Source organism: Amycolatopsis sp. CA-126428 (assembly GCF_002904335.1).
Taxonomy (GTDB): domain Bacteria; phylum Actinomycetota; class Actinomycetes; order Mycobacteriales; family Pseudonocardiaceae; genus Amycolatopsis.
In genome coordinates, this window is the sequence record NZ_PPHF01000170.1 from 1 (window position 1) to 12,354 (window position 12,354).

At 69.9% G+C, this 12,354-nt stretch carries 13 protein-coding genes and 1 other RNA gene; 8 read left to right on the plus strand and 6 right to left on the minus strand.

The window, feature by feature from the left end:
• Window positions 1–490: 490 nt before the first annotated feature.
• The 6 genes from C2L58_RS44500 (at window position 491) to C2L58_RS44525 (ending at window position 5,319) form a co-directional block, all read left to right on the plus strand.
• Window positions 491–991 carry a PadR family transcriptional regulator gene (locus C2L58_RS44500; RefSeq protein ID WP_086852689.1) on the plus strand — a complete coding sequence of 167 codons (501 nt, stop codon included), beginning with the start codon at window positions 491–493 and terminating at the stop codon, window positions 989–991.
• A 63-nt stretch (window positions 992–1,054) separates the two neighbouring features.
• Entirely contained in the window at window positions 1,055–2,152 is a 1,098-nt protein-coding gene (gene prfB / locus C2L58_RS44505) for a peptide chain release factor 2 (protein WP_199191728.1), read from the plus strand.
• Between the two features lie 112 nt (window positions 2,153–2,264).
• Window positions 2,265–2,954, plus strand: coding sequence for a cell division ATP-binding protein FtsE (gene ftsE / locus C2L58_RS44510; protein ID WP_003082104.1), 690 nt, complete (start codon window positions 2,265–2,267; stop codon window positions 2,952–2,954).
• Between the two features lie 47 nt (window positions 2,955–3,001).
• Complete coding sequence (gene ftsX, locus C2L58_RS44515; RefSeq protein ID WP_103343657.1) at window positions 3,002–3,895, plus strand: permease-like cell division protein FtsX; 894 nt, start codon at window positions 3,002–3,004, stop codon at window positions 3,893–3,895.
• A 45-nt stretch (window positions 3,896–3,940) separates the two neighbouring features.
• A complete protein-coding gene (smpB, locus tag C2L58_RS44520; RefSeq protein WP_013223156.1) occupies window positions 3,941–4,423 on the plus strand; it encodes an SsrA-binding protein SmpB in 483 nt (160 codons plus the stop codon).
• The gene (locus tag C2L58_RS44525; protein WP_103343658.1) at window positions 4,420–5,319 is read left to right on the plus strand and encodes an amidohydrolase family protein; all 900 of its coding nucleotides are present in this window, start codon (window positions 4,420–4,422) and stop codon (window positions 5,317–5,319) included. The genes smpB and C2L58_RS44525 overlap by 4 nt, the downstream gene beginning before the upstream one ends.
• A gap of 46 nt (window positions 5,320–5,365) precedes the next feature.
• On the opposite strand, the gene C2L58_RS44530 is transcribed toward C2L58_RS44525, so the two are convergent.
• The 5 genes from C2L58_RS44530 to C2L58_RS44550 form a co-directional block, all read right to left on the minus strand.
• Window positions 5,366–6,679 carry an acyltransferase family protein gene (locus tag C2L58_RS44530; RefSeq protein ID WP_103343659.1) on the minus strand — a complete coding sequence of 438 codons (1,314 nt, stop codon included), beginning with the start codon at window positions 6,677–6,679 and terminating at the stop codon, window positions 5,366–5,368.
• Between the two features lie 97 nt (window positions 6,680–6,776).
• Complete coding sequence (locus C2L58_RS44535; protein ID WP_103343660.1) at window positions 6,777–7,001, minus strand: hypothetical protein; 225 nt, start codon at window positions 6,999–7,001, stop codon at window positions 6,777–6,779.
• A gap of 156 nt (window positions 7,002–7,157) precedes the next feature.
• A complete protein-coding gene (locus tag C2L58_RS44540) occupies window positions 7,158–7,799 on the minus strand; it encodes a response regulator transcription factor (protein WP_103343661.1) in 642 nt (213 codons plus the stop codon).
• Between the two features lie 39 nt (window positions 7,800–7,838).
• A complete protein-coding gene (locus C2L58_RS44545; RefSeq protein WP_103343662.1) occupies window positions 7,839–8,972 on the minus strand; it encodes a sensor histidine kinase in 1,134 nt (377 codons plus the stop codon).
• The gene (locus tag C2L58_RS44550; RefSeq protein ID WP_103343702.1) at window positions 8,969–9,643 is read right to left on the minus strand and encodes a sensor domain-containing protein; all 675 of its coding nucleotides are present in this window, start codon (window positions 9,641–9,643) and stop codon (window positions 8,969–8,971) included. Before C2L58_RS44550 ends, C2L58_RS44545 begins: the two co-directional genes overlap by 4 nt.
• A 152-nt stretch (window positions 9,644–9,795) precedes the next feature.
• Here C2L58_RS44550 and ssrA point away from each other — a divergent pair.
• Window positions 9,796–10,163: a transfer-messenger RNA gene (gene ssrA / locus C2L58_RS44555) on the plus strand.
• Window positions 10,164–10,862: 699 nt separating this feature from the next.
• Window positions 10,863–11,018, plus strand: coding sequence for a hypothetical protein (locus C2L58_RS50130; RefSeq protein WP_014466647.1), 156 nt, complete (start codon window positions 10,863–10,865; stop codon window positions 11,016–11,018).
• Window positions 11,019–11,022: 4 nt separating this feature from the next.
• Here the strand turns inward: C2L58_RS50130 and C2L58_RS44560 are convergent, their stop codons facing one another.
• A complete protein-coding gene (locus tag C2L58_RS44560; RefSeq protein WP_103343663.1) occupies window positions 11,023–12,261 on the minus strand; it encodes a GGDEF domain-containing protein in 1,239 nt (412 codons plus the stop codon).
• Between the last annotated feature and the right edge of the window lie 93 nt (window positions 12,262–12,354).

A 12,354-nucleotide genomic window follows, 5' to 3' on the forward strand; every position in this document is an offset into this window, starting at 1 on the left:
GCAGCTCGGTAGCTCGCTGGGCTCATAACCCAGAGGTCGCAGGTTCAAATCCTGTCCCCGCTACAGAGGTTGAGAGGGGCATGTTCGCGGAAAGCGCGAACATGCCCCTCTTTCGCATTGTATTGGGGGTCGAACCCCCAAACCTCCGCCAAAGGGGCTCCGCCCCCTTGGATCCCCCGTCGTGGTCGCCTTTTGCTACGAATCTCGTGATGTGGGCGGCGATCGGGGACGGGCGTTGGTGGTTGCGGTGTGTGTTCGGGGTGCGCCAAGCCGGGGAGTGCCGTCCGGCGAACTCACCTGCCTGGAGGTTGCCGGGGTGGTTCGCGTGCGTCTGGTTGGGCCAAAATGCCCTGGGAGCGGTTGCAGAGCGTATCCGGGTCCACAGTGGACCGGGTCGCATTGGGCCGAACGAGGGGATCTCACTAGCCACAATGGACAGATCCGCTGACCACTGTGGACACAGCGGCCGATAAGTGGGAATCTAGGGGGCGTGTCCGAATTGAATGCAACAGCCGCCGCCCTGCTCGGTCTGCTCCACGACGGTCCCGCCACCGGCGGGCAGCTCGTCGCGGGAGCGGGTGAGCGATTCGGCGCCTTCTTCAGCGTCACCCGCAGCCAGGTGTACCGGGAGCTCCCGGCGCTGTCCAAAGAAGGTCTCGTCCGGCTCGGCAAGCAGGGCCCGCGCTCCAGCCAGCAGTACCTGATCACCGCCGCCGGCAAGAAGGCCTTCAAGGCCTGGCTGACCTCCGAAGCCGGCCCCGACCACCTGCGCAGCCCGCTCATCCTGCGGCTCGTGCACGCCGGGTCGCTGACCGCGAAGCAGCGCCAGTCGCTGCTCGAGTCGGCCCGGACGAGCTACAGCCAGCAGCTCGACGACGCCAAGGCGGCCACCAAGGCCGCCGAGGGGCCGTACGAGAAGGCGGTCGCCGAGTTCGCCCAAGCGCAGGCCAAGGCCGCGCTGAAGCTGCTCGACGCCATCCCCGCCGCCTGAGGTTCGCGCGCCCACGACCGGTCCTCGCAACCGGTCGTGGGTTTTGCCGTAACCTTGACAAACGTGAGTGATGAGTTCGACGCGGCACTGAGGGACCTGACCGGCAAGCTGACCCAGATCGAGTCGGTGATGGACCTGGATGCGCTGCGTGCCCAGGTGGCCGACCTGGAACAGCAGGCCTCCAGTCCCAACCTCTGGGACGACCCGGAGGCGGCCCAGAAGGTCACCAGCCAGCTGTCCCACCGGCAGGGCGAGCTGAGGCGCGTCTCCGAACTGCGCCAGCGGGCCGACGACCTCGCCGTGCTGTACGAGCTCGCCGAGGCCGAGGGCGACTCCGGCAGCATGGCCGAGGCCGAGAGCGAGCTCGCCGACCTCGGCAAGGCCATCGACGGCCTCGAGGTCCGCACCCTGCTCTCCGGCGAATACGACGACCGCAACGCCGTCGTCACCATCCGCTCCGAGGCCGGCGGCGTCGACGCGGCCGACTTCGCCGAGATGCTGCTGCGCATGTACCTGCGCTGGGCGGAGCGCCACGGCTACCCGACCGACGTCTACGACATCTCCTACGCCGAAGAGGCGGGCATCAAGTCGGCGACGTTCAAGGTGACCGCTCCCTACGTCTACGGCACCCTCTCGGTCGAGCAGGGCACCCACCGGCTCGTCCGGATCTCGCCGTTCGACAACCAGAGCCGCCGCCAGACGTCGTTCGCGCACGTCGAGGTGCTGCCCGAGGTCGAAGAGGTCGACCACGTCGACATCGCGGAGAAGGACATCCGGGTCGACGTCTACCGCTCGTCGGGTCCCGGCGGCCAGAGCGTCAACACGACCGACTCCGCGGTGCGCATCACGCACCTGCCGACCGGCATCGTCGTCTCCTGCCAGAACGAGAAGTCGCAGCTGCAGAACAAGGCGGCCGCGATGAAGGTCCTGCAGGCCCGGCTGATGCTGCGCAAGAAGGAAGAGGAGCGTGCCGAGATGGATGCGCTCCGCGACGGCGGCTCGAGCTGGGGCAACCAGATGCGCTCCTACGTGCTGCACCCGTACCAGATGGTGAAGGACCTGCGGACCGACTACGAGGTCGGCAACCCCACCGCGGTGCTCGACGGCGACATCGACGGCTTCCTCGACGCCGGCATCCGCTGGCGCGTGCGGAGCGCCTGATCGGCGCAGGGGGTGTTCGCGCGACCGCTCACCGTGCGCAAACACCCGCTGCTCCACTCGGGTGCACCGGGCAACCGGGGCTTCACGAGACCGGTGGGTAGTATGCCGAATCGTGATCCGGCTCGAAGAGGTTTCCAAGGTCTACAAGACCTCGACGCGGCCCGCGCTCGAGCGGGTGTCCGTCGACATCGAAAAGGGTGAGTTCGTCTTCCTCATCGGTCCCTCGGGATCGGGGAAGTCGACCTTCCTCCGGCTGCTGCTGCGCGAAGAGACGCCCAGCAAGGGCCGCGTGATGGTGTCCAACTTCGACGTCGCCAAGCTGGCCCGCCGCAGGGTCCCGCGCCTGCGGCAGACCATCGGCTGCGTCTTCCAGGACTTCCGCCTGCTCGCGAACAAGACCGTCGCGGAGAACGTCGCGTTCGCCCTCGAGGTCATCGGCAAGCCGGGCCCGACCATCAAGAAGGTCGTTCCCGAGGTGCTGGAGCTCGTCGGCCTCGACGGCAAGGCGGACCGGCTGCCCAACGAGCTCTCCGGTGGTGAGCAGCAGCGCGTCGCCATCGCGCGGGCGTTCGTGAACCGGCCGCTGGTGCTGCTCGCCGACGAACCGACGGGCAACCTGGACCCCGACACCAGCCAGGACATCATGCTGCTGCTGGAGCGGATCAACCGCACCGGCACCACCGTCCTGATGGCCACCCACGATCACTCCATCGTGGACTCCATGCGGCGCCGAGTCGTCGAGCTGCAGCTCGGCCGGGTGATCCGCGACGACGCCCGCGGCGTCTACGGCATCGGTCGCTGACCGCACCCGCCCTTCAACGACCCCGACCCCAAGGACCTGCACCCGCCATGCGCGCCAGTTTCGTCTTCAGTGAGGTAGTCACCGGCCTGCGCCGGAACGTCACGATGACCATCGCGATGATGCTGACCACGGCCGTGTCGCTCGCCATGCTCGGCGGCGGCCTCCTCGCCGTGCGGACGATCGACAAGATGAAGTCCAACTTCCTCGCCGACGTCGAGGTTTCCGTCTACCTCACCGACGACATCAGCGCGACCGACAAGAACTGCACGCAGGCGCTGTGCCAGTCGCTGCGGACCTCGCTGCAGAGCAACAACGGTGTCGAGTCGGTCGTGTTCGAGAACCGCGACCAGGCCTTTGACCGGTTCAAGAAGATCTTCGAGAGCCAGCCGGAGCTGGTCGCGCTCACCGGCCCCGAGTCGCTGCCCGCGTCGCTGCACGTGAAGCTGAAGGACCCGGACCGCAGCGACGCGATCGTGCAGGAGTACTCGAACAAGCCGGGCGTGCGGAAGGTCGACGACCAGAAGAAGTTCCTCGACCGCGTCTTCAACGCCTTCAACGGCGTCCGCAACATGGCCTTCGGCGCCGCGCTCATCATGGCCATCGCCGCGCTGCTGCTGATCGCCAACACGATCCAGGTGTCCGCGTTCACCCGGCGCACCGAGGTCGGCATCATGCGGCTGGTGGGCGCCACGCGGTGGTACACGCAGCTGCCGTTCCTCCTGGAGGCGGTGGTCGCCGGCGCGGTCGGTGCGATCCTCGGGATCATCATGCTGGTGCTGACCAAGGTGAGCTTCCTCGACGCGGTGTTCACCGGCGACGTCTTCCCGAAGATCACCACGCTGGAGCTGCTGTTCCCGGTCGCGCCGATCCTGCTCGGGGTGTCCGTGGTGATCTCCGCCATCACCGGTTACGTCACGCTGCGCCTGTACGTCCGGCACTGAGTTAACCCGCTGCTCGTCACCGTCGGAATCACGTAGAGTGGTCGTATGCCCAAGGAACGTGGCCAGAAGGTGATCGTGTCGAACCGCAAGGCGCGCCACGATTACTCCATCCTCGACACCTACGAGTGCGGTCTCGTGCTCGTCGGTACCGAGGTCAAGAGCCTGCGCGAGGGCAAGGCGTCCCTGGCGGACGCGTTCGCGACGGTCGACGACGGCGAAGTGTGGCTGCGCAACGTGCACATCCCGGAGTACACGCAGGGCACGTGGACCAACCACATGCCGCGGCGCACCCGGAAGCTGCTGCTGCACCGGCGGGAGATCGAGAAGCTCATCGGCAAGACCAAGGAGAGCGGGCTCTCCCTGGTCCCGCTGTCGATGTACTTCAAGGACGGCAAGGTCAAGGTCGAGATCGCGCTGGCCCAGGGCAAGAAGGCCTACGACAAGCGGCAGACGCTCGCCAAGCGCGACGCGGACCGCGACATCAGGAAGGCCATGGGCCGCGCGCTGAAGGGCCGGTTCACGGAGTGACGCCCGGCCCGGCTTCCGACGCGGACGTCGCGCGCTGGACGGCGTCGCTGGGCCTGCCGGGCCTGGTCGACCTGCACGTCCACTTCCTGCCGAAGCCGGTGATGGACAAGGTCTGGGCGTACTTCGACCGGGCCTCGACGCACTACGGCACCGAGTGGCCGGTGCACTACCGGACGTCCGAAGAGGAGCGGCTGGACACCCTGCGTGCGCTGGGCGTGACGCGCTTCGCGCCGCTGGTCTACCCGCACAGGCCGGGGATGGCGCAGTGGCTGACGGACTGGGCGCTCGAGTTCGCCGCCCGGGTCCCGGCCGCGGTGCCGACCGGCACGTTCTACCCCGAGCCCGGCGTCGGGTCCGCTGTGGACGGTGCGCTGCGCGCCGGCGCCCGGGTGTTCAAGGCGCACGTCCAGGTGGGCGCGTACGACCCGCGCGACGACCTGCTGAAGCCCGTGTGGGGCGCGCTGGCCGACGCCGGCGTCCCGGTCGTCGTCCACTGTGGACACGGACCGTTGCGGGGCGACTTCACCGGGTTGTCGGTGTTCGAGGAGGTCCTCGCCCGGCACCCGCAGCTGACGGCGGTGCTCGCGCACGCGGCGATGCCCGAGTTCGGGACGGCCTTCGACCTGCTGGCGAAGTACCCCCGGGTGCACCTGGACACCACGATGGTCGGCGTGCCGTTCGCCGAGGCGATGTCGCCGCTGCCGCCCGACTGGACGGCGCGGCTGGCGGAGTTCGCCGATCGTGTCGTGCTCGGCACGGACTTCCCGAACATCCCGTACTCCTACGCGACGCAGCTGCAGGCGATCGCCGGCTGGGCGGCCGACGATCGCCTGGGGGAGCCGTTCCTGCGAGCCGTCCTGCACGACACCCCGCTGCGCCTGCTCAACGCCTCGTGAGTGGTAATTCGGGTTAGAACCCGAATTACCACTCACGAGGGCCGGGTCACCGCCTGAGCGAGGCTTGTTCCGAGACCGCCACCGCGCGGCCGAGCAGGCGAGTGCCGAGGGCGGCGCCCTGGAGCTGCTTGCCGGCCAGGAGGAACCCGGCCGTCGCCAGGACCACCCACGGCACCGGGCCGCGCGCGATGCCGTCGGACAGCGGGGCGAACCCGTGCGCCGCCAGGCCCAGCAGGCCACCCGAGACCAGCAGCCCGGCCGCGACCAGTTGCGGCACCCTGGCCGTCGCGATCGCGGTGTCGCGCTGCATTTCGAAGTGGGCGAACAGCCGGAGCAGCCCGAACAGCACCATCCCGCACGCCGCGAACCACGCCGGCGCCATGACCAGCCAGAACACCGTGCCCGGGGCGGGCGTTTGGTAGCCGAGGCCGTACACGGTCACGCCCGCCACCACGACCAGCGCCGGCATGTGCCAGAGGTAGACGCTCATGAACCGCGCGCCGAGCCAGCCGAGGGCGTCGCCGATGCCGGGGCGCGCCGCGAGCGCGTTGAGCTGCGGGCGGAAGGCGAGCAGCAGGCCGATCTGGCCGACGGCGAGGAAGGCGAGCAGCACGGTCGGCGGGCTCATGTTCGACACCGGTGCGCCCGGCATGCCGATCATGCTGGCCGGGTACGGCCCGAACGCGACCAGCAGCGCCGTGACGCCGAATCCAGCCGCCGACAACGTCAGCGCGCCGCGGCGGGTCAGCGAGCCGAGGCGGCCTTCGACGTAGTGGAAGCCCAGCTGGTGCACGGCGACCCAGACGAAGATCGCGTTGGCGTAACCGATGTAGCCGAAGTCGTTGAAGCGCGCGACGTCGACGAGGAGGCCCGCCGCGCCCATGACGAGCGGCACCTTCAGGCCCCAGCGCCGGTGCGCGGCGACCATGAGCGGCGTGAGCAGCACGACGAGCACGTACACCGCGAGGAACCACAGCAGCTGCGCGGCGATCGCGCTGCCGACCTGCAACGGCTGCGGCGGGACACCCAGGCCGCGCAGGAAGTCCGGCACGATCAGCCAGACCGCCATCAGCGGCAGCACCGGCACCATCAGGCGTTTGATGCGCCCGGCGAGCCACTGCTGCGTGGACGCCGCGCGGCGGAAGGAGATCAGGTTGGCCGCGCCGCCGGCGAAGAAGACCAAGGGCATCACCTGCGACAACCAGGTCACGACCCACCAGCCCGGCGTCGCCAGGGCGTTGCCGGTGGCGAGGTGCCCGTCGGAGTAGGAGAGCACCGGCATGATCCAGTGCTGGGCGATGACGGCGAGGATGGCCCCCGCCCGGACGACGTCGAGGAACCTGTCGCGGCTCGTGTGCATGCTGCTCAGCCTGGCCGGTTCGACCTCGGAAGACAGCGGTGCTGCCCGGCCTATCGGGGGTCCTGTTCACCCCCGGTGGATTCGGGGGTTCTCCCTACTAGCGCAGGCCGTCGGGCTCGGGTTCGTGCTGCGCGGCGGCGAGGCGGTACTCCCAGCCGTGGTCGGTGAGGCCGAGCTCGTAGCGGGTCTCGATCTTCGGCCCGCCGTGCAGGTGAATGTGCCGGATGACGGTGCCGGGAATCGGCTCGGCGTCCCCGAGCTCCTGGACGCGGCCGTCGAGCGGGCCGCCGAAGAAGCGGACGCAGGGGGTCTCGTCGGACATCTGCGGCTCCTCTCGACGGCGGGTCCGCTCATGGTAGGTGAGCGCTCACCCGGGTGCCGCCCGCGGAACGGGTGACCCGTCGCCACCCTACGGGACTTTTGGTCACCGTCCGTCGCCGGCGGGATCGGTGCGGGTCGCCGGCGAAGGGTGGCGGGCTCAGCGGCCCAGGTAGGTCAGCACCGCCCGGACCCGGCGGTGTTCCTCCGCGCTGGCTTCGAGCCCGAGCTTCGAGAAGATGTTGCCGATGTGCTTCTCCACCGCGCCGTGCGAAACCACCAGGGAGTTCGCGATCGCCGTGTTCGACAGGCCCTGGGCCATCAGGCCCAGGACCTCGGACTCGCGGGCCGTCAGCGCGCCCAGCGGGTTGCGCCGGCCGCGGGCCATCAGCTGGGCGATCACGTCCGGGTCGATCGCCGTGCCGCCGCCCGCCACGCGGCGGACCGCGTCCAGGAAGTCCGCGACGTCCGCCACCCGCTCCTTCAGCAGGTAGCCGACGCCGCCCGCGCCACCCGAGAGCAGCTCCACCGCGTACGACTCCTCGACGTACTGCGACAGCACCAGCACCGGCAGCCCCGGGATCTCCTTGCGCGCCGCCAGTGCCGCGCGCAACCCCTCGTCGGTGAACGTCGGCGGCATGCGGACGTCGACGATCGCGAGGTCAGGGCGATGTTCCTTGATCGCGCCGAGCAGGTCGTCGCCGTTGTCGACGGCCGCGACCGTCTCGATGCCCTCGTCGGCGAGCAGGCGGGTCACCCCGGCCCGCAGCAGCACGGCGTCCTCGGCGATCACTACCCGCATCCGGCCCCCAAGCTCGTGGATGAACGGGGTCCAGCCTATTCACCACTGGCAGGGGAGGTCAGCCCGGATCACGGTCGGCCCGCCCACCGGGCTCACCACGGTGATCACGCCGTCGATCGTCGCGGCGCGGTCGGCCAGGCCGGCCAGCCCGCCGCCGGGACGCACCTCCGCGCCCCCGTGGCCGTTGTCGGTGATCTCGACGACGACGTGGTCGTCGGTCCGCCACACCTTTACGGTCGCTTCGGTCGCTCCCGCGTGCTTCGCGATGTTCGTCAGCGTCTCGCCGACGATGAAGTACGCCGTCGTCTCCACCGCGGCCGGCGGACGCGGGTCGACGTCCACCGAGACGTCCACCGGGATCGGCGACTTCGCCGCCTGCGCCGACAACGCCGCGTCCAGCCCCCGGTCACCGAGGACGGCCGGGTAGATGCCGCGCGCCAGGTCCCGCAGCTCCGAGACGGCGAGCTTCGCGTCCGAGTGCGCCTCGTCGATCAGCTCCCGCACCGCCTGCGGATCCTGGTCGAACTTCGACTTCGCGCGCCCCAGGCTCATCGCGACGGCCACCAGCCGCTGCTGCGCGCCGTCGTGCAGGTCCCGTTCGATGCGACGGCGTTCGGCTTCGGCGGCGTCGACACCGCGTGCTCGCGACGCCTGCAGCCGCTCGGCCTTCTGCTCCAGCCGCTTCGTGCGGTCCGGCCCCAGCAGTGCCAGCGCCAGCTCGCCGTGCAGCCAGCCCAGCCACGGCGTCACCCAGATCGCCATCGGCAGCAGCACGACCGACGCCAGCGCGATCGCGAGCTCCGCGCACGCCAGCGGGAACGCGACCATCAGGTAGGCCAGGTCACGCCACGTCGTCGGGTCGCTCAGCCTGACCATCCACCGCCGCAGCAGCGGCTGCCCCGCTTCGTACGGCCGCCGCTGCACCGGCGGCAGCGGCACCCGCAGCATCGTCCCCAGCCAGCCCCGCTCGCGGTCACCGGACCAGCGGACGAAACTCGTCGTCGCCAGCAGGATCGGGAACCCCACCCAGATCACCGCCGTGGACACCCCCACCGCGATGCCGACCACGATCAGCACGAACTGCACGAGCCGGAAGACGAAACCGACGATCATGTAGAGGATCGTGCGAGCCGGGTGCGGCCGCGGGTGTTCCAGCTGTTGCGCCTCGGTCATCCCGCCACCAGGTTCTTCTCTTCCGCGTTTTCCCACCAGCGCTCCATCCGGTGGCGCTGCGCCACCGTCGGCCCCAGCAGCGCGGCCGCCAGCCGGGCGTGCGTGCCCGCCAGCGCCCTGGTCAACGCCACCGACAACGCGACGAACAACACCCCGAGCGCTGCCCACGGTAGCGCCTCCACGGTCGAGTCCACGGTCAGCCACGGCACCTCCCAAGCCGGGAAGTGGTACTCCCCGCCCGGCAGCCACCGGAAGTAGACCGGCAGGCCCACGAGCGCCAGGCTCGTCGCCCAGAACGTCGTCACGAGCACGAACTCCACCAGGCCCACCGGGAAGAGGAGCGCGAAGTACGTCAGGTCCCGCCAGGTCGACGGATCCTTCACCCGCCCCTTCCACCGCGCGACCTGCTTCCCGGCGGGCAACGGCAGGTAGGGGAGGTCGATGTAGCGGTCCAGCAGCGCGTAGACCCGCGCCCGCTCCAGCCGCGCGGCCCCCCGCACCGCGAGCACGACGAGGGCGAGCAGGCCCACCCCGACCCAGACCACCGCCGTCCCCGCCCCGGCCGACAGGAAAACGGCGAGGAACGTGAACGCCACCACCCCCAGCGGCAAGTTCATCAGCAAGAACACCACCGAACCACCGAACGGCGGATCCCGCCTCTCGCTCACCATGACCGCGCTCCCTTCATCGAGTACCAGCATCGCGGTTTCGCGAGGTGGGCGACATGGTGCGAGCGGGCATCCCGGCGGTAGGGCTGGCCCCACCCCACCCGGACTAAACCGATGGCGCCGCGCGTTATGATGGACAGGTTGTGTCCCGACAAGGGGGTGAACGGTTTCGACTTTGGACGTTGATTCAGGAGAAGCGTGCCGGTGCAGGCGAGAGACCACCGTAAGCGTCATCGCAACCAAATAAGCGCCGACTCCAGTCAGCGCGAGTTCGCCCTCGCCGCCTGAGCGAGTGCGACTCTGTCGGCCCGGGTTCGCCTCCGGCCCGGGTACCGGCATCAGCTAGGAGGCTCAGCGACTGTCCCGGCCACGGGGAACAGTCGTGAAGCAAACAGTGGCTGGGCTCGTCACCTCAGCTTGTTCGCGTGATTGAGGGAGCCAAGCAGAGACGTAGCGGACTGCGCACGGAGAAGTCCTGTTGATACGCCAGAGGACCCGGGTTCAATTCCCGGCACCTCCACGATACGTCGTTGGAAGGCCCACGCCCCTTCGGGGCTGGGCCTTCCCTTCGTTTTGTCGTGTTCTTTGGGGGTCGGACCCCCAAACCCCCGCCAGGGGGGCTCCGCCCCCCTGGACCCCCCCGGGTGGTTGCGTTCGGTGGTTGGCCAGGCTCGGGCGGGCCCTCCGTTGGTGGTGAGTCAGGCTCGGGTGGGTCCTCCGTTGGGTAGTAGCCAGGTGGGCCCTCCGTTGGGTGGTGAGCCCGGCCAGGTGGCCTCCGTGGGGGGTGTGAGTCGGGCCGGGCGGGGACACTGTGGGTGGTGGTTCAGGCGCGGTGAGGCCTTCGTGGGTGATGAGTGGGGCCGGGCGGGGTGAGTCAGGCGCGGTGGGGCCGCCTTAGGTGGTGACCAGGCGACCGCGGGCTGTCGGTGGTGGGGCCGGCGGCGGGCGCGTGGATCGGGTGATGAGGGCGGGCCCGGGTGTGCGCGGGGTTGTGGCGGGTCGTTCGTCTGGGGGAGGGGTTCGCCGGGGCGCTCACCTGGTGTGTTCGGTTTTGGGTGGGGTGGTTGCTGCTTGTGGTGGGGGCCACTTGTGAGTGAAATTCGTGTCAATGTCATGCTTGGGGTCCGACCATGACTCCGCACCCGTGGAGTCGGAAGTAGGTGGCCAGATGACCTGGGCCCGGCGTAGTGGCAGCTCCCTTGCCAATGATGAAGACAGCCGGATGGGCGTTATCCGGGCTGAAGAGGCGGTGCGCCTCGGCGAACAGAACGACCGCGCCGTGCTCACCGTGGCCGGACACTCCTCCGACGTCCACGACTGCGCCGAACTGCTGGCCATGCTCGGCCTCGACGCCGGGCGGCGGCAGCGGACCGCCTGACCTCTCACACCAGGTCCGCCACGTGGACCACCTTGTTCCGCCCCGTCGCCTTCGTGTGGTAGAGCGCCGTGTCCGCGGCGTCCAGCAGGCGCTGTAGCGAAGCGCCTGCTGACGGGTAGACCGCGATGCCGATCGAGACCGACAGGCCCGAGATCGCCAGCTGGCCCGCCGGAACCCGCAACGCGCTGATCGCCCGGCGGACCCGCTCCGCCACCGCGCCGATGTCCGGCTGCGCGATCCCCGGCAGCAGCACCACGAACTCCTCACCACCGAACCGGCCCACCGCGTCCCCCCGGCCGCGGACCGCCGAGATGATCGCCTCGGCCACCGCCTTCAGCACCGCGTCACCCGCCAGGTGACCGTACGTGTCGTTCACCTGCTTGAAGTGGTCCAAGTCCAGCATCAGCAGCCCGAACGTGCCCCCTTGGCGAGCAGCGGCCGCCAGCGTCCGTTCCGCCAGCGCGTGCCAGCCGCTCGTGTTGTACAAGCCCGTCTTCTCGTCGCGGTGGGCCGCCACCTCCAGCTGCTTCACCAGCACCGTCCGGTGCAACAGCAGCAACGGCGGGAACACCAGCACCACCAGGCCCGGCAACGTCGCCAGCACCACCGCGTTCAGCGCACCCAGGCACAGCGTCGCCACCTCGAGGCCGTTGTCCGACCACGTGCCGAACAGCGCCTCCGGCGTCCGGCCCACCTCACGGCGAGCCGGCAGCACCAGCAGCGCGTTCACCGCGAAGAACGTCACCCCCGCGGCCGCGATCGCGAACGCCCCCGCCCAGCTGTGCGGCATCGCCGAGCGGACGTCGGAGAAACCCGAAACCCGCAGCACCGACTGAGCCGCGTAACACGACAGCACGATGATCGCCGCGTTGCTGACCGTGCGGGAGACCGGCACCCGCTGCAGGCGGTACCAGCTGCGGACCGCCAGGTGCGCGTACAGGCCCCCGACCAGGACCGCCAGCAGGAGCGGGGGCAGCAGCAGCACGCCGGCGAACGTCCAGACCGACGTCATGTTGATGTGCGGCGTCCCCGACACGCGGCGCCGGATCCGCTCCACGCGCCGGCCCGTCTCCGACTGCGCCACCCCGAGGACCAGCAGCACCGCCAGGATCGACAGCGTCCGGCGGTCCACCGCGACCGGGGACGGGCGCAGCGTCAGCACCACCGCCACCACCTCGCTCACCAGGCAGTAGACGATCACCCGCGGACCCTGGCGCCACAGCACCCAGCGTCGCGGTGCCACGAGGACGTCACGAACACGCGGCCCAGTGCGCGCGATCCCGCCCCCGGTCCGCATACTCATGGTGTCCGGCCGGTGACGGAGCCGGTCCGGCTC

Excerpts from the sequence above, each read along its gene's own strand:
- C2L58_RS50130 (WP_014466647.1), top strand. The coding sequence starts at position 10,863 with ATGGGCGTTATCCGGGCTGAAGAGGCGGTGCGCCTCGGCGAACAGAAC.
- ftsX (WP_103343657.1), top strand. The coding sequence starts at position 3,002 with ATGCGCGCCAGTTTCGTCTTCAGTGAGGTAGTCACCGGCCTGCGCCGG.
- C2L58_RS44540 (WP_103343661.1), bottom strand. The coding sequence starts at position 7,799 with ATGCGGGTAGTGATCGCCGAGGACGCCGTGCTGCTGCGGGCCGGGGTG.
- C2L58_RS44530 (WP_103343659.1), bottom strand. The coding sequence starts at position 6,679 with ATGCACACGAGCCGCGACAGGTTCCTCGACGTCGTCCGGGCGGGGGCC.
- C2L58_RS44535 (WP_103343660.1), bottom strand. The coding sequence starts at position 7,001 with ATGTCCGACGAGACCCCCTGCGTCCGCTTCTTCGGCGGCCCGCTCGAC.
- smpB (WP_013223156.1), top strand. The coding sequence starts at position 3,941 with ATGCCCAAGGAACGTGGCCAGAAGGTGATCGTGTCGAACCGCAAGGCG.
- C2L58_RS44545 (WP_103343662.1), bottom strand. The coding sequence starts at position 8,972 with ATGACCGAGGCGCAACAGCTGGAACACCCGCGGCCGCACCCGGCTCGC.
- C2L58_RS44550 (WP_103343702.1), bottom strand. The coding sequence starts at position 9,643 with ATGGTGAGCGAGAGGCGGGATCCGCCGTTCGGTGGTTCGGTGGTGTTC.